We start from the raw sequence: 19,807 nt of genomic DNA, 5'->3' as shown, positions 1-19,807 counted from the left end.
AAACAAAAGGAGCCATTGGCTCCTTTTTGTTGACGATGTCCTGCCCTAAATAGCGTTGATTCATTTTACTCACGCACAGAGGAAAATTTGATTAACCAGTATGTTAAACGCGCATAACGTGATTATTCTCTATTCTTTAATTTATCCGTCGTCGAACAGCTCGAAAAAGGCAAGATGACATACCGTCAGGCGCAAGAGCGCTACGGTATCCAGGGCAGCCATACTGTCATGAACTGACTACGAAAATACGGTCAACTTGACTGGCGGACTTCTCCTTCCACCAGAACCTACGGAGACAACATGCCCAAACCTCCCCCTGGCTCCCGAGCAACGTATTAAAGAAATTGAGCGGCAACTAGCTGAATCTGAAGACAAATCCCAGTTCTTCGAGGCCGTCGTGAAGAGGATGAGCACCGACTTTGGCGCTATGCTGACAAAAAAGCAGTTAACCGCCTTATCGCGATCGCGCAAGCACAAGTACCGGGACTCACAGTAACGCGGGCCTGCCTATGGATGGGGATCAGCCGACAAGCGTGGTATCAGTCTCTGCGGCGTGAAGCTTGCAAAGATGAGCAGGACCGACATCTCATCTACCAAGTAACGGTCATCCGCTTGCATCAGTCCCGGCTGGGGACACTTAAGATGCATCACCTGTTGCGGCAACGCCACGAACCGACGTCGCATATAGGATGTGACCGGTTATTGGCGATACCTAAGCGGACATATCACAAGACGACGCACAGCCATCATCGTTTTTATCGCCATCACAACCTGCTGAAGACGGGAGACAATTAAGTGACAGCGACCCACTCGGAGCGGATACCATTTACCTGCCGCTGAGAAAGGGGACTGTGTATGTCAGCCTGATAGCAGATGTTTGGTCGATAAAAATCTTCAGATATCATTCACATGACAGTTTTTATATCTAACATGTCGCCTGTGCGCTCAAAATGGCGCCATGGGGCTGGCGGTTAGACGCACCGCTCAGACCGGGGTATCACCACTGGATGACAGACGGGGATGACGGTTACCAGAATGCACTGGTTAAACGGGTAAACGGAATACTGGCTCGTGAGGCTGGAAGACATCGAACAGGCAAGGAGGATGGTCAGGGTGTCGGTGGATATCTACAACACACAGCGGCCACATCTGTCGTTGAAACACAAAACTCCTGATGAGGTTAATCGAGGGTTATAGGACTGAAAAGTGTCAATCTATATTATGATCAGTCAATTAAAATAACCTTTCCCGCCACTGCGTTTTATTTATTGGAAGCCCCATTGAATAATGGTTCATCCACCGCAATCGTCTCCGATGTCGTCGGCGTAAGGAAGATTTTGCCATTCACGCCTGGCTGGGCGGCATGCCGCAGCGCCGCAGCGAACTGGTGAAGAGGATAAATCGCAGCGGGCGGGCGTAGCGCCAGCTCCCCGCGTCGCAGCAGCTGGAAGAGCTGATAAAACGCCATCTGCCACTGCGCCGGTGCTGCCTGTGCGTTCCATTTGCGCAGGTGAAACAGCGAAGCGCGCAGCTTAAGCTCGTCCACCACGCGCCGCCAGTCCACCTGACGCCCACCTAAAAGGCCCAGCGCCACGAAGTCGCCGCCGGTGCGAACCGCCCGCGCCAGCTGCAAGCCGTCTTCTCCACCGATGCAGTCGATGGCCGCGCGGGCGCCAAAATTCGTCATCTGTGCCAACTGAGGCGCGTCGATAACGCGCCAGGCGCCGGCGGCCAGCAGCGCCGGGCGATGAGCGGCGTTGCGCGCCACGATCGCCAGACGAATGCCGCGCAGCGCCGTCAGCTGCGCCAGCAGCAGGCTAACGGCGGAGCCGCCGCCGTTAAGCAGCAGCACGTCGCCGGCGGTGAGCGACAGCCATTGCGTCAACAGCACCCAGCAGGTGAGCGGGTTGATATAGATTTGCGCCGCGCTGGCGTCGTCGATGTCGTCCGGCACCCAGACCACCCGCTCGTCAGGCAGCGTGACGAAGGTTTGCCAGCTGCCGTCACCGGCTACCGCCAGCGCGCGTCGGCCGGTTGAGCGCCCGCTTTGCGGATCGACGATGACGCCCACGCCTTCATACCCCGGCACCTGCGGCAGGGCGATGCGGTGCGCATATTGACCGTGAATCGGGATCAGGTCGGAAGGGTTGATCGGGGCATAGCGCATCCGCAGCAATCGCTGGCCGGGGCGCAGTGGCGGTTTGATCGCCTGCTGCAGTTCCAGCACCTCGGCGGGGTCGCCAAAGCGGTTGAAGCTCAGTCGGGGAAATGACGACGACATGGGTTACATCACGAAGAAGAAATAGACATCCAGCGCCAGCAGCACCAGCCACAGACACAGGTACAGCACCAGGTGCTCGCGCACGTTGTTGACGATCGCCGCCAGAATTCGGTTTAACATTTCAGCCGCCTGAAGAAAGGGACCTTTGATTATAGTCCTTTTCTTGGCGTCTTTTATAGCGCGCCGCGTGGGGACGGTGGGCGAATGGCGATAAAAAAGCCTGCGTTATCGCAGGCTTGATGCTAAACCGCCAGCAGCGCCAACGGCGTCGAATTGGTTGGTGCACTCGGCGGATAGAAGTAGCGCAGTACGTTATACAGCGAGTAGAACTCCAGGCGATTGCGCGCGTTGATCTTCTCCGTAATGTGACGTTTGTGCACGTACACCGTATGCGAGCTGATCTGCAGTTTCTTCGCGATGCGGTAGTTGGGCATTTCCGCCATCCAATATTTCATCACCGTCAGTTCCTGCGGGCTGAACAGCGAACGTTCTTCGCCGTCATCGGCCAGCGCCAGCGGATTTTCGCGCAGCATGCGCAAGGTGAACGGCAGGATGCTTTTATTGAACAGAAATGCGTTATCGGCGATACGCATTGGCGTTTCGCTGTAAGGGTAAGGGGTGTCGAGATAGATGAACAGCAGGGCGGACTGGCTGGCTTCCATAAACGCCAGCAGCTGCGCGTCGGCTTCGTTATAGCGGCATTGGTTGCTGAGGTTCACCAGTATATGACTCGGCTGAAAGCTGGCCAACAGCGGCGTAGCGTGCTCAATGCTATGGCAGCATTTGATCGTCGTAATTCCACTATCCGCAAAGTAGCTGGCTATACCGACCCGGGTGAAGCAGCATTCGTCCACGACAAGTAGTTTCATGGTGACGTCCTTGTTGAAAGCCGATGGAGCATATCTTCTGTAAAATAGGACTTACACTGCAAGTGTTCAATTCGGAAATTCAATTGCTGAATACAAGAAATTTCCGTTATCAGGATTTTTACTTGATATTTAAAAGCGTTAGCAGGTTAATAAATTGTAACCATCAAATTTCGCTGTCCAGGGACAAGGGTGAATGCGGACAGCGAAATCCTTAGCTTAACTAAATCGCTTCAGGCCAAAGCAGGAAACGTCGACCGGCGGCGCTTTGTCCTGCGCGAACAGCGCGGCGATCTCGCCCAGTGCGCTGGCGAACTTGAATCCGTGGCCGCTCAAGCCGCTGATGACCATCAGGCGATCGCAATCCGGCAGGGTATCGATAATAAAATCTTCGTCGGGGCTCATATCGTAACTGCAGGCTTCACCGTGTAAACATACGCCTACACCCGGCAAAAACTGCCGCAGGAAGGCGAAGACTTCCGTGCCGTCGCTGGCATAGCTGCCGAAGGGTTTACGCTGCTCGGGGGCATCCATCGGCTGGCCGCCGTCGTGCTTGCCTATTTTCAGCCCGTCGTTGTCCGCCGGGAAGCCGTAATAGTGCGTGCCGTCTTGCGCTTCGACGGTAAAGGCCGGGAAACGATTATTCACGCTGTAGCGGCCGTCCGCCTGGTGCCAGGAGAAGACCTTGCGCAATGGCGTGACCGGCAATTGCGGCAACAGCGCTTTGACCCAGGTGCCGGCGCTAACTACCGCTTTGCGCGCCGTAAAGCGCCCTTCGCCGGTGACGACCTCCACACCGCCATCGATAGGCGTTACCGCGTTGACCGGGCAGTTGAACAACTGACTGCAGCCGGCTTCTTTCGCCAGCTTGATCAGGCCGGCTACCGCCAGCTCGGAACGCAGGAATCCGGCGTCCGGCTCGAAGACGCCGACGTAGCCTTCCGGCGCACGGAATTCCGGCCAACGTTGATTGATCTGTTCGGCGCTGAGGGTTTGCGCGTTCAGGCGGAATTGTTGTGCGCTGTACTGCGCATTGCGAATGAATTCGGACTGCTGCGGCCCCAGGTTGAGCACGCCGCACGACTGGAACAGCTCCTCGCCGGATTGCTGAATCAGCGCATTCCACAGCGCCTGCGCGCGCAGCACCAACGGCACGTATTTTTCGCCTTCGCCGTAAGCGTGACGGATAATGCGGGTATCGCCGTGATGGCTGCCGTTGCGGTGCGGCGGGATGGCGCTGTCGATCATCAGCACTGTCAAGCCGGCGCGCGTGGCGTAATAACCTGCCGCTGCGCCGACGGAACCGCTGCCCACCACAATCAAATCATATTCCACGTGCCCACCTTCTCTGATAGCGATTTCTTATCGGCCCATGATAAAAGTTTGGCGAGCGCAATGCACTGATTGAACGGCGAAAGGCAAAGAAAAAGGCGCCGGGAATGGGGCGCGGCGCCTTAGGGGTTAGGGGACGATGAATCAATGCTTTCTGCGATCAAGATCCTGGTAATCCGTAGCTTCAATTTTGGCGATGCCGGCCTCTAAGATATTGATTAATTGACGGGCGACATCTGTGGTCAGCCAAAGCGTTCGGTCTACTTGGGCTTCTTCGGGCGTTTGGTCTAGTGAAGACAGGTAATGAAGGCGTATCATCATGGCGTCGTAAACGTCGACAGTACTGATATCCCAACCGACAAGCGGGTGCGTCTGAATTACTTCATCATTTCTGTCCATAAAGACCCCTTATTGAGTAGTAACTACCGTGAGTGACTAACGAGGATCAATGCGGCTCATCATCATGAGAGCAATTACAGTATACGCATCCGCTTTCATCGGTGGAGGGGGTTGTCACCGAAATTTGCAAAATAAATATTTATTTGAACAATTATTCTACAAATTCGTATGCGGTTCTGTGGATGAAAAGCGCGGCGGCGTTATTCCGCGCTGGCAGGCGGCGGTGAGCCGTGCAGGCATTTTTCCAGCTCCTCGGCCAAATGCGCGAAATGCTTTTGCGTTTCGGCGTCGCGGTTCTGGCTCTGCGATTCCAGCTTCAGGCTGTGGATCAGCAATTGATTGGCTTTGTCATCCAGGCTGAATGCCAGATAAGAGAAAGCCACTTCCAGTACGTTCAGACGCCTTTTCTGATCGGCAATCAGCGCCAGCAATTCGCCAAACGTCATCGCGTCTTCGGATTTCACCTTGTCCGGGGCCATGCTAACTCCTTTGCGTTAAAAACAGTATGCAGCGGATTTTGTTCCAGAATAAGGGTAAGCGATGAAAGAGCAGGGCGCCAGAAACAAAAAAGCCGGAGAGCGACCCCCGGCAAAAACAGCATTGCAGTGTTATTCTGCGCTGAACCATTCGTCCGCGCTTTCCCAGGTTTCCTGAAGGATTTCCTCGATCAGATCCCGGTCGGTTTTGGCACCCCCCAGCACGGAGAGCCCGTTGGTGCCGGCATAGCGGACGTGCACGACGGCGTCTGGAAACTGGCGATTGACCCGCTTGCCCAGTTCACCGGTCAGCGCCTCAATGGCGCCCGACGGCAGCGGCCGGGTTTTATCTATAGTGACTTCAACACGCATAATTGCCCCCGAAGCGATTTACTGTTTATTTATACAGTTAACCGCGAGCGGGAGCAAGTAGGGAAAGCAAAAATATCAGTCTTTCAACGACCAGCTTAAGGTTTCGCCGGCCAGGAAGGGGATGACGGACTCATCGCCCAGGGCGATCGCTTCCGGCTGGGTGGTTGGCACGCGCTGCAGCTCGATGAAGTCTTCGTTGAGAGGCAGGCCGTAGAAGCGCGGGCCGTTGAGCGAACAGAAGGCCTCGAAGTGCTCCAGCGCGCCGAGCTGTTCGAAAACGGCGGCGTAAGCCGGGATGGCATTCGGTGCGTTGAAACAGCCGGCGCAGCCGCAGCTGGACTCCTTGCGATGCTTGAGGTGCGGCGCAGAGTCGGTGCCGAGGAAGAAACGGTCCGAGCCGCTGGCCACCGCCTGGCGCAGCGCTTCCTGGTGCACATTGCGCTTGAGGATCGGCAGGCAGAACAAGTGTGGGCGAATGCCGCCGACCAGCATGTGGTTGCGGTTGAACATCAGGTGCTGCGGCGTGATGGTGGCGCCGAGGAAACGGTTGCCTGCCTGCACGTATTGAGCCGCTTCTTTGGTGGTGATGTGCTCGAAGACGATTTTCAGTTCCGGGAAGTGACGGCGAATAGGTTCCATCACCTGTTCGATAAAGCGCGCCTCGCGGTCGAAGATATCGACGGCAGGATCGGTCACTTCGCCGTGGATAAGCAGCGGCATGCCGATTTTTTGCATCTGCTCGAACAACGGGTAAATGCCGGTCACGTCGCTGACGCCGTGGCTGGAGTTGGTGGTGGCGTTGGCCGGATACAGCTTGGCGGCGGTAAACACCCCTTGCTCGAAGCCGTTGATCAGTTCACTGGCCGCCAGGGAGTTGGTCAGGTAGCAGGTCATCAGCGGAGTGAAATTGTGGCCCTGCGGAACCGCCGCCAGAATGCGATCGCGGTAGGCGCGCGCGGCGGCCACGGTCGTTACGGGCGGAACCAGGTTCGGCATCACGATCGCCCGGCCAAATACCTGGCTGGTATAGGGCACCACGGTTTTCAGCATCTCATCGTCACGCAGGTGAATATGCCAGTCGTCTGGGCGGCGGATTTTCAGAACTTGAGGTTGTGCGGTCATCTAGCTAGGCTCCGGCGGTCAAATACGTCTAATGAAAAGCGAATAATGGGTTTATTCACGCCGGGGTGTAAGGATAAGCGGAAAGTGCCGCAGATGCATCTGTTTGTTGCCGACAAGTTGAAATCAATGGGCCAGCAGGCGCATAGTGGCAGGGATTTCAACGATGCCGACATGATTAGGGTCGACTGCCATCAAGTGGAAAGGGAGAAAACAATGGAAGTACGCGTTATCGCCACCCTGCAAGCAAAAGCGGGATTTGAGGCCGCCGTCAGCGAAGCGGTGCACGACATACTCGAGCCTAGCCGCCAGGAGTTGGGCAATCTGCAATATGATTTGCATCGCGACCTGGAAAAACCGGGCGTCTTCGTGTTCTTCGAGCGCTGGGCCAGCAGCGAAGCGCTGGATAAGCATAATAAGACGGCGCATTTTCAGCAGTTCGTCAGCCGGCTCGATGGCAAGCTGGATGTTTTGGACATCAAAAAGCTGAAGAAGATCGCCTGAACCTTTTTGCAGCCAAGAAAAAACCCGCCGATGGCGGGTTTTTTTTAGGGTTGCAGATTAACTTATTCGTTAACCGGCTGCGGCTTGGTGGCCGGCGCGGTCGCCTGGCTCACCGCCGAGTGACCGCCGGCGGAACCTTTGCCTTCAAAGTTGAAGGAAGGGCGCTGCCAGTCGCTGTGCTTGCGTTCTTCCGGCACGTAGGCAGGCGCAGGCGCTTTAGTCATCGGCGCAGTGGCGATGTGCTTGTACAGCACGTCCTGCACGGCTTTCACCGGCGTTGGTTGTTGAACAACCGCAGGCACAGGTTCAGCGGCGATAGTCGCAGGAGCTTTTTCCTCCGGGGCCACTTCCACGGCGGCGGCTGCAGGCGCTGTTTCTGCCACAGGCGCAGCTTCTACCGGCGCAGCGACGGCCACAGGGGCCTCTTCCGCTGGTGCGGCAGTTTCAACCACAGGTTCTGCCGCAACGGTTTCAGCTACCGGCTCGGCTTCCACTGCCGGGGCAGTTTCTTCCGCTTTCGGCTCTTCAACCGCGACAGCTGCCGGCGCTGCTGCTACCGGCGCAGGGGTTTCCTCGGCCGGGGTAGCAACGACTGCGGCTTCTTCCGCTACGGCGACGGTAACAGTTTCAGCGGCGGCTTCTGCTGCCGGTTCGTTGACGCTGGCCACGATCTGCGCTTCTTCCACGGCAACGCTGTGCTGTTCAACCGCTGCGGCGACAACGGGTGCCGCTGCCTGTTCTACGGTTTCGGTCTGCACTTCGGCTTCTTCAACCTGAGCGACCGGGTAGCTCACCCACACTTTGCCCGACGCCATTTCCGGCGAAGCGAAGGCGCCCGCCAACGGCATTGGGGATTGCAGCGGGTAACGCTCATCGCGGTAACGACGGCGACGCTGGCCGCTGACGCGCAGGTGACGCGGTGAACGACGGGAACGGCGCGGCATGCCTTCGCCGTTGCCGCGGTTTTCACCCTGGGCATCGTCTTCCGGTTGTGCAGCAACGGTTTCCGGCAGCAGCTTGACGCTGTCGTCGGCAGTCGGCTGCGCGTCTTCGGCTTTCGCTACCGGCGCTTTCGGCGCCAACAGCTCTTCCGCTGCACGCTGCAGTTCTTCTTCCGCAGACAGGATACGCACTTTCTGCGACAGTGGACGGCGCTGACGGCGCTGCATGTTCTGCTGCTGGCGTTCTTCCTGCTCTTCGTCGGTGCTCTCGACCGCTTCAACGCTTTCCAGCGCTTTCACTTCCTGCTGAGCCTGACGTTTCTCTTCCTGACGACGACGCTGGCGTTCAGCACGCTGCTCACGGCGCTGCTGCTGATCTTCGCGCGGCGCTTTAGCGCTTTCTTCCGCTGCGGTTTCCTCAGCTACCGGCGCGTTCTGCTGCTGGTTGCGGCGGTTACGGCGCTGCTCATCGCGGGATTCACGCGATTCACGGCCTTCACGGTTCTCACGCGGTTCACGGTTGTCACGCTCGCGATTGTCACGGCCTTCACCGCGCTCTTTACGCTCGCCGCGTTCCGGACGATCGCCACGCTCACCGCGCTCTTTACGGCCGGTGCCTTGGCGGCGCTGACCGCGACGATCCTGACGACGGTTTTCACCGTTGCCTTCCGCTTTCGGCGTTTCGGCCGGTTTGGCTTCTTCGACGGCAGGTTGTTCTTCACCGGCGAACAGGCTCTTCAGACCACCGAACAGGCGGCCCAGGAAGCCCGGCTTGGCGGCGACCGGCGCTGCGGCTTTAGCCTTGACGGCTGCAGCGACAGGTTTGGCCACGGCGACAGGTTCTTCAGCCGGCGGCGGCGCATCGGCGGACAGCGAGAAGGAAGCCAGGGCCGGTTGCTCCGGACGCTTGCGTTCCATCGGCGCATCTTCCAGCGGGCGCTCCATGTCTTCTTCGTGCAGCTTCGGCAGCAGGTAGCTGAGGGTGGAAGTCTCTTCACCCTTACGCACGCGCAGCACCGAGTAGTGCGGGGTTTGCATCTGATCGTTCGGCACGATGACGGCTTTCACGCCGCCCTGGCGTTTTTCGATCGCGCTGACGGATTCGCGCTTTTCGTTCAGCAGGTACGAAGCGACCTGAACCGGCACGATAGCGTGAACTTCTTTGGTGTTTTCCTTCAGCGCTTCTTCTTCGATCAGACGCAGGATGGACAGCGCCAGCGATTCGTTGTCGCGAATGGTGCCGGTGCCGTTACAGCGCGGGCACACATGGTGGCTGGACTCGCCCAGCGACGGGCTGAGGCGCTGACGCGACATTTCCAGCAGGCCGAAGCGGGAGATGCGGCCGATCTGGATGCGCGCGCGGTCCTGACGCACGGCGTCGCGCAGGCGGTTTTCCACTTCGCGCTGGTGGCGTACCGGCGTCATGTCGATGAAGTCGATGACGATCAGGCCGCCGAGGTCACGCAGGCGCAGTTGGCGCGCGATCTCGTCCGCCGCTTCCAGGTTGGTGTTGAACGCCGTCTCTTCGATGTCGCCGCCGCGGGTTGCGCGCGCGGAGTTGATATCGATGGCGGTCAGCGCTTCAGTGCTGTCGATGACGATCGAACCGCCGGACGGCAGGCGCACTTCGCGCTGGAAGGCGGATTCGATCTGCGATTCGATCTGGTAGTGGCTGAACAGAGGGATCTCACCGCTGTACAGTTTGATCTTGCTGCTGAAATCCGGGCGGCCCAGCGCAGCGATGTGCTCTTTGGCCAGATCGAGAATTTTCGGGTTGTCGATCAGGATTTCGCCGATGTCCGGGCGCAGGTAATCGCGGAAGGCGCGCACGATAACGTTGCTTTCCTGATGGATCAGGAACGGCGCAGGGCGGCCTTCGGCGGCTTTTTTAATCGCTTCCCAGTGCTTCAGGCGGAAGGAGAGATCCCACTGCAGCGCGTCGGCGGATTTGCCTACGCCCGCGGTGCGAACGATCAGGCCCATGCCGTCCGGCAGTTGCAGCGAAGAGAGCGCTTCTTTCAGCTCGGTGCGATCGTCACCCTCGATGCGGCGAGAAATGCCGCCGGCGCGCGGGTTGTTCGGCATCAGAACCAGATAGCTGCCCGCCAGGCTGATGAAGGTGGTCAAGGCGGCGCCTTTGTTGCCACGTTCTTCTTTGTCTACCTGAACGATGACTTCCTGGCCTTCGCGCAGCACATCTTTGATGTTCGGGCGGCCATGGGAAGAGTAATTGCTAGGGAAGTATTCGCGGGCGATTTCTTTAAGAGGGAGGAAACCATGTCGTTCTGCGCCGTAGTCCACGAACGCTGCTTCAAGACTTGGTTCAATGCGGGTGATTTTGCCTTTGTAAATATTCGCTTTTTTCTGCTCATGACCCGGACTTTCGATATCCAAATCATACAGCCGCTGTCCATCTACGAGGGCAACACGCAACTCTTCCTGCTGAGTTGCGTTAATCAACATTCTTTTCATCTTAACTTACTCGTTATTTTTACATTATCGACAAAGCTGCGGGCAAAATAACCTCATGGCCGGAGTTAAACCGAAAGCCCCGTGTCTTCTCGCAAAGCCGTCAACCTCACGGTTGTCGCCTGCATAGGGGCGCATTATCTCGGTAAGCCTGCCTTTCTTTGTGAAAGGCAGCACTTTTACTAGGGGAATAGCCTCTGATTTACGTCGACAGATCTGATTCCATTTGCCGGCCAAGCTGCAACCCGCAGCCCGCTAATTGTTTGATTTCGCATTACGTCTTACGCCATTGCTGCGTTTTTGCGCGATCAGACAAATTTTATAATTCCACCGTTTTCCCTGTTTAACGAGAATCAACGCGGAAAGTGACTGCATTATTCCACTGCTGATGCCGTTATAGCAAGGTGACTTTTCCTTAACTGCGGAAGAAATCGCAAACGTTCAAATCGGCTTGCTGCCTTATTGTCCGCTGGGGTTTCGCCCGCCGTCAGAGAGACAGTTAAGCACAGAAAAAGATGTGGCGCTATTCACGCGCTCTATTTAGAATCCCGCACCATGAAAACGAACAATCCAGCAGTACAATTCATCACGATTTCCGACGACGAAGCCGGTCAGAGAATCGACAACTTTCTGCTCGCTCGTCTGAAAGGCGTGCCGAAGAGCATGATTTACCGCATCGTGCGTAAAGGCGAGGTGCGGGTCAATAAAGGGCGCATCAAGGTCGAATACAAATTGGCGGCCGGCGACGTGGTGCGCGTGCCGCCGGTGCGCGTGGCCGAACGCGAAGAGGCGCCGGTGTCGGCCAAGCTGGATAAGGTGGCCGCGTTGGCCGACTGCATTCTGTATGAAGACGACCACCTGCTGATCCTCAACAAGCCTTCCGGCACTGCGGTGCACGGCGGCAGCGGCCTGAGCTTCGGCGTGATTGAAGGGCTGCGGGCGCTGCGCCCCGAGGCTCGCTTCCTCGAGCTGGTGCATCGCCTGGATCGCGACACCTCCGGCGTGCTGTTGGTGGCCAAGAAGCGTTCCGCGCTGCGCTCTTTGCATGAGCAACTGCGGCTGAAGGGCATGCAGAAGGATTATCTGGCGCTGGTGCGCGGCCAGTGGCAATCCCACTGCAAGGCCGTACAGGCGCCGCTGCTGAAAAACATTCTGCAAAGCGGCGAACGCATCGTGCGCGTCAATAGCGAAGGCAAGCCTTCGGAAACCCGCTTCAAGGTGGAAGAGCGTTACGAGTTCGCCACCCTGGTGAAGGCCAGCCCGATCACCGGGCGCACCCACCAGATCCGCGTGCACACCCTGCATGCCGGGCACCCGATCGCTTTTGACGATCGCTATGGCGATCGCGAGTTCGATCGTCAACTGGCGGGCACCGGCCTGAAACGTCTGTTCCTGCACGCTGCGGCGCTGCGCTTTGAGCATCCGGCCACCGGCGAAACGATGCGCATCGAAGCGCCGATGGACGAAGAACTGCGCCACTGCCTGCAGGTGCTGCGCCAGCAGGCGGCCAAGTAATCCGCGTCAGACCAGCGGGTTGACGCCTTCAGCCCGCAACATATCCAACAGCGCGATCAACGGCAGGCCGATCAGGGCATTCGGATCCCGGCCCTCCAGCCTGTCGAACAGCGCGATCCCCAATCCTTCGCTTTTGAAACTTCCCGCGCAATTCAGCGGTTGCTCCAGACGCACATAGGCCGCGATCTCCGCTTCGCTCAGCGCGCGAAAATGTACGTGGAAAGGCTCGCACAGGGCCTGCAGCTGTTTGCTGCGGCCGTTGTACAGCGCCAGGCCGGTATAGAAGGTCACGGCCTGGCCGGCGGCCTTGCGCAGCTGCGCGCGGGCGTTTTCCTCGGTATGCGGCTTGCCGGTGATGGCGCCGTCGATCACGCAGACCTGATCGGAGCCGATGATCAGATGCTCGGGATAGGCGAGGGCCAGCGCCCGAGCCTTCGCCGCCGCCAGGCGCAGCACCAGCGCTTCGGCGTTTTCACCCGGCAGTGGCGTTTCATCCACCTGCGGCGCGGCGCAGTCGAAGGGCAGTTGCAGCTTCTCCAGCAGCATTTTTCGATAGGGGGAGGTGGAGGCTAAAAGCAATCTCTGCATAATTTTTTTCGCAAACCGTAGCGTAAATGGGTACGGCATTTTAAACTGTCGGCCGCTGTGGAAGCGAATATTGGTGAAAGGAGCCGTTTTACGGCCTTTTTCTTTGACTCTATGTCGTTACAAAGTTAATATGCGCGCCCTATGCAAAAGGTAAAATTACCCTTGACCATTGATGCGGTACGTACCGCTCAGAAACGCCTGGACTATGCTGGTGTCTATGCGCCTGAGCAGGTTACTCGTGTTGCCGACTCCGTGGTCAGTGTGGACAGTGATGTCGAGGTGTCGTTGTCGTTTAATATCGACAATCAGCGCCTCGCGGTGATAACAGGGCATGCGGACGTCACGGTAACGTTGATGTGCCAACGCTGTGGAGTCCCGTTCGAGCATCAGGTCCACACAACATATTGTTTTAGCCCGGTCGTCAATGATGAGCAGGCTGAGGCATTACCGGAAGCGTACGAACCGATCGAAGTTGACGAGTTTGGCGAAGTCGATCTGTTGGCAATGATTGAAGACGAAATTATTCTTTCACTGCCTGTCGTTCCGGTACATGAATCTGAACACTGTGAAGTGTCCGAAGCGGACATGGTATTTGGCCAACTGCCTCCTGAGGCGGAGAAACCGAATCCGTTTGCCGTATTAGCCAGTTTAAAGCGTAAGTAATTGAGGAGTAAGGTCCATGGCCGTACAACAGAATAAACCAACCCGTTCCAAGCGTGGCATGCGTCGTTCTCACGATGCTCTGACCACGACTACTCTGTCTGTAGACAAAGTATCCGGTGAAACTCACCGTCGTCACCACATCACTGCCGACGGTTTCTACCGCGGTCGCAAGGTTATCGGCTAAGTAGCGATACCTTGACTCGTCTAACCCTGGCGTTAGATGCAATGGGCGGGGACTTCGGTCCCTGCGTCACAGTGCCTGCTTCGTTGCAGGCACTGGCCTCTAATTTACAGCTTCATCTCCTGCTGGTCGGCAATCCCGACGTCATCTCCCCTTTGCTTGCCCACGCCGATCCGGTTCTTCTGGAGCGTCTGCAAGTCGTGCCCGCCGAGTCTGTGATCGCCGGCGACGCCAAACCTTCACAAGCGATACGCGCCAGCCGCGGCACGTCGATGCGCATTGCGCTCGAACAGCTCAGCAGCGGCAACGCGCAGGGCTGCGTCAGCGCCGGCAATACCGGTGCGTTGATGGGGTTGGCGAAGCTGCTGGTCAAGCCGTTGGAAGGCATCGAACGCCCGGCGCTGATGACGGTGATCCCGAATCAGCAACGCAGCAAAACCGTGGTGCTGGATTTGGGCGCCAACGTCGAGTGCGACAGCACCATGCTGGTGCAGTTCGCCGTGATGGGCGCGGTGATGGCGGAAGAGGTGATCGGCATTGCGCAACCGCGAGTGGCGCTGCTGAATATTGGCGAAGAAGAGACCAAAGGCCTGGATAATATCCGCGAAGCGGCCGCTGTGCTAAAAAATACGCCGGCAATCAACTATATTGGTTATCTGGAAGGAAACGAGCTGCTCACCGGCAAGACCGACGTATTGGTCTGCGACGGCTTCGTGGGCAACGTCACCCTGAAAACCATGGAAGGGGTGGTCAGGGTGTTCTTATCGCTGCTGAAATCGTCCGGCGACGGAAACAAGCGAGCCTGGTGGCTGAAATTGTTGGGCCGTTGGCTGCAAAAACGGGTGGTTAAGCGGTTCGGCCACCTGAACCCCGACCAGTATAATGGCGCATGTCTGTTAGGATTGCGCAGCACCGTAGTCAAGAGCCACGGCGCTGCGAACCCTCACGCGTTTGCAGTCGCAATCGAACAGGCTGTGCAGGCGGTGCAGCGGCAAGTCCCGGAAAGGATTGCTGCGCGCCTTGAGGCTGTATTACCTAAGAGTGACTGATCGTACATGTATACAAAGATTCTCGGTACGGGGAGTTATTTGCCCGTACAAGTGCGCACCAATGCTGATTTGGAAAAAATGGTGGATACCTCTGACGAGTGGATCGTCACGCGTACCGGTATTCGCGAACGCCGTATCGCCGCTGCGGATGAAACCGTTGCGACGATGAGCTTCCAGGCCGCTGAAAAAGCGCTGGAAATGGCAGGTGTGGCTAAAGAAGACATCGGGCTGATCGTGGTGGCGACCACCACGAATACGCACGCGTTCCCAAGCGCGGCGTGCCTGGTGCAAGACATGCTGGGTATCAAGGACTGCGCGGCGTTCGATCTGGCCGCGGCCTGCGCCGGCTTTACTTATGCGCTCAGCGTGGCCGATCAGTACGTGAAAAACGGCGCGGTCAAACATGCGTTGGTGATCGGCGCTGATCTGTTGTCACGCACGCTGGATCCTGAAGATCGCGGCACCATCATTCTGTTTGGCGATGGCGCAGGGGCGGTGGTGCTGGGGGCTTCCGAAGAGCCGGGCATCATGTCCACCCATCTGCACGCCGACGGCAGCTACGGCGGCCTGCTGACGCTGCCGTACAAGGATCGTCAGAATCAAGACAAGCCGGCCTATGTCACCATGGCGGGCAACGAAGTCTTCAAGGTTGCGGTCACCGAGCTGGCGCGCATCGTCGACGAGACGCTGCAGGCCAATAATCTGGACCGCAGCGAGCTGGATTGGCTGGTGCCGCACCAGGCCAACCTGCGCATCATCAGCGCAACGGCGAAAAAATTGGGCATGGGGATGGACAAAGTGGTGGTGACGCTCGATCGTCACGGCAACACCTCCGCCGCCTCGGTGCCTTCCGCACTGGACGAAGCAGTGCGCGACGGGCGAGTTCAGCGCGGCCAACTGGTGCTGCTGGAAGCCTTCGGCGGCGGCTTTACCTGGGGCTCGGCGCTGGTTCGTTTCTGATTTGGACAGGAAGAAAAAATGACGCAATTTGCTTTTGTTTTCCCGGGCCAGGGGTCGCAGACCGTTGGCATGTTGGCCGATTTGGCCGCACAGTTCCCGATCGTCGAAGAGACCTTCGGCGAGGCCTCCTCCGCCCTGGGTTACGATCTGTGGCAGCTGGTGCAGCAAGGCCCGGCGGAAGAGCTGAACAAGACCTGGCAGACCCAACCGGCGCTGCTGGCCGCCTCGGTGGCGATTTTCCGCGTTTGGCAGCAGCAGGGCGGTAAAGCGCCGGCGCTGATGGCGGGTCATAGCCTGGGCGAATACTCGGCGCTGGTCTGCGCCGGCGTGCTGGACTTCAAGGCGGCGATCCGTCTGGTCGAGCTGCGCGGCAAGCTGATGCAGGAAGCGGTGCCGGAAGGCACCGGCGCGATGTACGCCATCATCGGCCTGGACAACGACGCGATCGCCAAGGCGTGTGAAGAGTCCGCGCAAGGGCAGGTGGTTTCACCGGTCAACTTCAACTCGCCGGGCCAGGTGGTTATCGCCGGCAACAAGGAAGCGGTTGAACGTGCAGGCGCCGCCTGTAAAGCCGCTGGCGCCAAACGCGCGCTGCCGCTGCCGGTGAGCGTGCCTTCGCACTGCGCACTGATGAAACCGGCCGCCGACAAGCTGGCCGTGGCGCTGCAGGACATCACCTTCAACGCGCCGCAGGTGCCGGTGGTGAACAACGTCGACGTGCGTACCGAAAACGATCCTGAAGCGATCCGCAGCGCGCTGGTGCGTCAACTGTACAGCCCGGTGCGTTGGACCGAAAGCGTAGAATTTATCGCAGCACAGGGAGTGACGTCGCTGCTGGAAGTGGGGCCGGGCAAAGTGCTGACCGGCCTGACTAAACGTATTGTTGACACCCTGACGGCTGCGGCGGTGAACGACACCGCCAGCCTGTCGGCGGCGCTTGAACAATAAAGAGGAAAATGATGAGCTTCGAAGGTAAAATCGTTCTGGTCACCGGCGCGAGCCGCGGTATTGGCCGAGCTATTGCAGAAACGTTTGTGGCACGCGGCGCCAAAGTGATCGGCACCGCGACCAGCGAGAGCGGCGCTGAAGCGATCAGCGGCTACCTGGGCGCAAACGGCAAAGGGTTTATGTTGAACGTTGTTGATGCGCAATCTATCGACAGCGTGCTGGCATCGATTCGCGCCGAATTTGGCGAAATCGACATTTTAGTGAATAATGCCGGCATTACGCGTGATAACCTGCTGATGCGCATGAAGGATGATGAGTGGGAGGATATCCTCGACACCAACCTGACTTCCGTATTCCGTCTGTCAAAAGCGGTAATGCGCGCTATGATGAAAAAGCGGTTTGGCCGTATCATCACCATCGGTTCCGTTGTCGGTACCATGGGGAACGCAGGGCAGGCGAACTACGCGGCGGCTAAAGCCGGCCTGATTGGTTTTAGCAAATCTTTGGCACGTGAAGTTGCTTCGCGTGGCATTACGGTCAACGTCGTGGCACCTGGCTTTATTGAGACGGACATGACACGGGCGTTGACAGATGATCAACGCGCAGGCATTTTGTCATCAGTTCCAGCCAACCGGCTGGGCGATGCTAAAGAAATCGCCAGCGCTGTTGCATTTTTGGCCTCTGATGAGGCCGGCTATATCACCGGTGAAACGTTACATGTCAATGGCGGCATGTACATGATTTAAAAAATGCGAAAACCATTTGCGTTATTTGAGGCAAAAACCGCAAAATAGCGTAAAATCGTGGTTTGACCAGCCGGGATTTAGTTGCATCTTTTTCAGCATTTTATACACTACGAAAACCATCGCGAAAGCGAGTTTTGATAGGAAATTTAAGAGTATGAGCACTATCGAAGAACGCGTTAAGAAAATCATTGTTGAGCAACTGGGTGTTAAACAGGAAGAAGTTTTGAACAACGCTTCTTTCGTTGAAGATCTGGGCGCTGATTCTCTTGACACCGTTGAGCTGGTAATGGCACTGGAAGAAGAATTCGACACCGAGATTCCAGACGAAGAAGCTGAGAAGATCACTACTGTTCAGGCAGCTATTGATTTCATCAACGCTAGCCAGCAGTAAGAGAACATATCTAGGCGGTCGTTCGACCGCCTAAGTTTTTTCTATCCCTAGTGTCATATTTTTCCCTCCCTGGAGGACAAACGTGTCTAAGCGTCGAGTAGTTGTGACCGGACTGGGCATGTTGTCTCCTGTCGGCAATACGGTAGAGTCCACGTGGAACGCTCTTCTTGCCGGTCAGAGTGGCATCAGCCTGATCGACCATTTCGATACCACTGCCTATGCGACCAAGTTTGCTGGCCTGGTAAAGAATTTTAATTCTGAGGATTTCATCTCTCGCAAAGATGCGCGCAAGATGGACGCCTTTATCCAGTACGGTATCGCTGCCGGCATGCAAGCCATGCAGGATGCAGGTCTGGACATCACCGAGGCTAACGCCACCCGCATTGGAGCCGCGATCGGTTCCGGCATCGGCGGCCTGGGTTTGATTGAAGAAAACCACAGTTCACTGGTTAACGGTGGCCCACGGAAAATCAGTCCGTTCTTCGTGCCATCCACCATCGTGAATATGATTGCAGGCCACCTGACAATCATGTACGGCATGCGTGGCCCAAGCATTTCCATCGCCACCGCCTGTACATCAGGTGTGCACAACATCGGCCATGCGGCGCGTATCATTGCTTACAATGATGCTGACGTGATGCTGGCCGGTGGGGCAGAGAAAGCCAGCACCCCATTGGGCGTCGGCGGCTTTGGCGCAGCGCGCGCCCTGTCCACCCGTAATGACAACCCGCAGGCGGCGAGCCGTCCGTGGGATAAAGACCGCGACGGCTTCGTGCTGGGCGACGGCGCCGGCATGATGGTGCTGGAAGAGTACGAACACGCGAAAAAACGCGGCGCGAAAATCTACGCCGAAGTGGTTGGCTTTGGGATGAGCAGCGATGCCTATCACATGACTTCGCCACCGGAAAACGGCGCTGGCGCTGCGCTGGCGATGGAAAATGCCCTGCTTGACGCCGGTGTGACCCCGTCACAAATCGGCTACATCAACGCACACGGCACCTCTACGCCGGCGGGCGATCAGGCGGAAGCGCAGGCGGTGAAATCCGTATTTGGCGCCGATGCCCAGCGCGTGCTGGTGAGCTCGACCAAATCGATGACCGGCCACCTGTTGGGTGCGGCAGGCGCGATCGAGTCCATCTTCACCGTGCTGGCGCTGCGCGATCAGGCGGTACCGCCAACCATCAACCTGGATAACCCGGATGAAGGTTGCGATCTGGACTTCGTGCCTCACGAAGCGCGCCAGGTCAGCGATATGGAGTTCACCCTGTGTAACTCCTTCGGCTTCGGCGGCACCAACGGCTCGCTGATCTTCCGCCGAGTGTAACTCGCGCGGTCGACTGCTGATGAAAGCCCGGTTTTTTAACCGGGCTTTTTTACGCGTGCAATTTGACGGAGAGGGGCACCTGCAGGGGGCTATTCTATATTTTTCGCCGCTTGCAAGATGGATTGATTGCCGAGTGTAACCTGCCACATCTCGAATTGAGTACGCCATTCTTCGAAGGGGGCGGTAAGTGGGCGCGGATCGCCACTCATGGAATAAGCCATCCCCTCAATCAGCCATGAAGGTTTGGTCAACATGGCGAGATTACCGAAGGATTCTGCCTGCCGATAGTGGATCATTTCATGCGTTAAGTAGAACGCTGTCCAACCGCGTGGTGCAACAATCAGACCGAGATCACCGATCGCAGCGGCGGCGCGTTTTCCCATGCCGAACATCTCGGCGCAGGCTGCAGCGTTGCAGAACACGACTCGGGGGCTGCCGATAAATGGCCCGACGGCGATACTGGCGTGCGCATAGCCGGTCTGATAAAGCTTTTGAGCATCCGCTAATTTTGCGACATCATCCGTGCAGAGAGTTGCGGTTGGGCATGTTATTCCTGGCAGCAATGAGGGGAAGGCAATGCGCAGCGGCTTTATGGCTAGCAGCCCGGCAGTTATCAGAATGGTAAATAGAATTATAATTATTGATAATATTTTTTTATATTTCATGTGGATAGCCTAATGTTT

At 57.4% G+C, this 19,807-nt stretch carries 21 protein-coding genes and 1 pseudogene; 11 read left to right on the top strand and 11 right to left on the bottom strand.

Annotated features, from left to right (window positions below):
- Positions 1–117: 117 nt before the first annotated feature.
- Positions 118–1,197: pseudogene (locus tag AC6BYQ_RS13270) on the top strand (integrase core domain-containing protein); the annotation flags it as partial.
- Positions 1,198–1,261: 64 nt separating this feature from the next.
- Here the strand turns inward: AC6BYQ_RS13270 and AC6BYQ_RS13265 are convergent.
- From AC6BYQ_RS13265 to pyrC, 8 genes are all read right to left on the bottom strand, one after another.
- On the bottom strand, positions 1,262–2,281 hold the full coding sequence (locus AC6BYQ_RS13265) for a zinc-dependent alcohol dehydrogenase family protein (protein WP_498057005.1): 1,020 nt from the start codon (positions 2,279–2,281) through the stop codon (positions 1,262–1,264).
- Between the two features lie 3 nt (positions 2,282–2,284).
- Entirely contained in the window at positions 2,285–2,401 is a 117-nt protein-coding gene (locus AC6BYQ_RS13260; protein WP_004927822.1) for a DUF2770 family protein, read from the bottom strand.
- Positions 2,402–2,523: 122 nt separating this feature from the next.
- Positions 2,524–3,150 (bottom strand): response regulator transcription factor, encoded by a 627-nt coding sequence (locus AC6BYQ_RS13255; RefSeq protein WP_025159950.1) that lies wholly within the window; start codon positions 3,148–3,150, stop codon positions 2,524–2,526.
- Between the two features lie 216 nt (positions 3,151–3,366).
- On the bottom strand, positions 3,367–4,482 hold the full coding sequence (gene solA, locus AC6BYQ_RS13250; protein ID WP_498057004.1) for an N-methyl-L-tryptophan oxidase: 1,116 nt from the start codon (positions 4,480–4,482) through the stop codon (positions 3,367–3,369).
- A 141-nt stretch (positions 4,483–4,623) separates the two neighbouring features.
- The gene (gene bssS / locus AC6BYQ_RS13245; protein ID WP_004927812.1) at positions 4,624–4,878 is read right to left on the bottom strand and encodes a biofilm formation regulator BssS; all 255 of its coding nucleotides are present in this window, start codon (positions 4,876–4,878) and stop codon (positions 4,624–4,626) included.
- Between the two features lie 200 nt (positions 4,879–5,078).
- A complete protein-coding gene (locus AC6BYQ_RS13240; protein ID WP_440528823.1) occupies positions 5,079–5,357 on the bottom strand; it encodes a hypothetical protein in 279 nt (92 codons plus the stop codon).
- A 129-nt stretch (positions 5,358–5,486) separates the two neighbouring features.
- Positions 5,487–5,726, bottom strand: a complete 240-nt coding sequence (gene dinI, locus AC6BYQ_RS13235; protein ID WP_019455849.1) for a DNA damage-inducible protein I — start codon at positions 5,724–5,726, stop codon at positions 5,487–5,489.
- 75 nt (positions 5,727–5,801) lie between these two features.
- Positions 5,802–6,848, bottom strand: a complete 1,047-nt coding sequence (gene pyrC, locus AC6BYQ_RS13230) for a dihydroorotase (protein ID WP_074054520.1) — start codon at positions 6,846–6,848, stop codon at positions 5,802–5,804.
- A 213-nt stretch (positions 6,849–7,061) separates the two neighbouring features.
- Here pyrC and AC6BYQ_RS13225 point away from each other — a divergent pair, with 213 nt between their 5' ends.
- Positions 7,062–7,349 carry a putative quinol monooxygenase gene (locus AC6BYQ_RS13225; protein WP_019455847.1) on the top strand — a complete coding sequence of 96 codons (288 nt, stop codon included), beginning with the start codon at positions 7,062–7,064 and terminating at the stop codon, positions 7,347–7,349.
- 62 nt (positions 7,350–7,411) lie between these two features.
- Here AC6BYQ_RS13225 and rne read toward each other — a convergent pair whose 3' ends face one another.
- Positions 7,412–10,762 (bottom strand): ribonuclease E, encoded by a 3,351-nt coding sequence (gene rne / locus AC6BYQ_RS13220; RefSeq protein ID WP_498057003.1) that lies wholly within the window; start codon positions 10,760–10,762, stop codon positions 7,412–7,414.
- 552 nt (positions 10,763–11,314) lie between these two features.
- Between rne and rluC the strand changes: the two genes are divergently transcribed.
- A complete protein-coding gene (gene rluC, locus AC6BYQ_RS13215; RefSeq protein WP_046899261.1) occupies positions 11,315–12,274 on the top strand; it encodes a 23S rRNA pseudouridine(955/2504/2580) synthase RluC in 960 nt (319 codons plus the stop codon).
- Between the two features lie 6 nt (positions 12,275–12,280).
- Here rluC and AC6BYQ_RS13210 read toward each other — a convergent pair whose 3' ends face one another.
- Positions 12,281–12,862: a Maf family protein gene (locus tag AC6BYQ_RS13210; protein WP_063919194.1), complete on the bottom strand. Its 582-nt coding sequence runs from the start codon at positions 12,860–12,862 to the stop codon at positions 12,281–12,283.
- 141 nt (positions 12,863–13,003) lie between these two features.
- Between AC6BYQ_RS13210 and yceD the strand changes: the two genes are divergently transcribed.
- The 8 genes from yceD to fabF all read left to right on the top strand — a co-directional run bounded on the left by yceD (position 13,004) and on the right by fabF (position 19,124).
- Entirely contained in the window at positions 13,004–13,525 is a 522-nt protein-coding gene (yceD, locus tag AC6BYQ_RS13205; protein ID WP_004927780.1) for a 23S rRNA accumulation protein YceD, read from the top strand.
- A 16-nt stretch (positions 13,526–13,541) separates the two neighbouring features.
- Positions 13,542–13,709 (top strand): 50S ribosomal protein L32, encoded by a 168-nt coding sequence (rpmF, locus tag AC6BYQ_RS13200; protein ID WP_004927778.1) that lies wholly within the window; start codon positions 13,542–13,544, stop codon positions 13,707–13,709.
- A gap of 11 nt (positions 13,710–13,720) precedes the next feature.
- Complete coding sequence (gene plsX / locus AC6BYQ_RS13195; protein ID WP_025159946.1) at positions 13,721–14,755, top strand: phosphate acyltransferase PlsX; 1,035 nt, start codon at positions 13,721–13,723, stop codon at positions 14,753–14,755.
- A 6-nt stretch (positions 14,756–14,761) separates the two neighbouring features.
- Positions 14,762–15,715: a beta-ketoacyl-ACP synthase III gene (locus AC6BYQ_RS13190; protein ID WP_025159945.1), complete on the top strand. Its 954-nt coding sequence runs from the start codon at positions 14,762–14,764 to the stop codon at positions 15,713–15,715.
- An 18-nt stretch (positions 15,716–15,733) separates the two neighbouring features.
- Positions 15,734–16,663: an ACP S-malonyltransferase gene (gene fabD / locus AC6BYQ_RS13185; protein WP_074054517.1), complete on the top strand. Its 930-nt coding sequence runs from the start codon at positions 15,734–15,736 to the stop codon at positions 16,661–16,663.
- Positions 16,664–16,674: 11 nt separating this feature from the next.
- Positions 16,675–17,409: a 3-oxoacyl-ACP reductase FabG gene (gene fabG, locus AC6BYQ_RS13180; protein ID WP_004928729.1), complete on the top strand. Its 735-nt coding sequence runs from the start codon at positions 16,675–16,677 to the stop codon at positions 17,407–17,409.
- Between the two features lie 154 nt (positions 17,410–17,563).
- Entirely contained in the window at positions 17,564–17,800 is a 237-nt protein-coding gene (gene acpP, locus AC6BYQ_RS13175) for an acyl carrier protein (RefSeq protein WP_004719003.1), read from the top strand.
- 82 nt (positions 17,801–17,882) lie between these two features.
- Complete coding sequence (fabF, locus tag AC6BYQ_RS13170) at positions 17,883–19,124, top strand: beta-ketoacyl-ACP synthase II (RefSeq protein WP_025159944.1); 1,242 nt, start codon at positions 17,883–17,885, stop codon at positions 19,122–19,124.
- A gap of 89 nt (positions 19,125–19,213) precedes the next feature.
- Here fabF and AC6BYQ_RS13165 read toward each other — a convergent pair whose 3' ends face one another.
- Positions 19,214–19,789 (bottom strand): hypothetical protein, encoded by a 576-nt coding sequence (locus AC6BYQ_RS13165; protein WP_498057002.1) that lies wholly within the window; start codon positions 19,787–19,789, stop codon positions 19,214–19,216.
- Between the last annotated feature and the right edge of the window lie 18 nt (positions 19,790–19,807).

It is taken from the genome of Serratia sp. LTN-2 (assembly GCF_059740205.1).
Note: the sequence above shows the minus strand (reverse complement) of the source record. Positions and strands in the feature narration are given on the sequence as shown.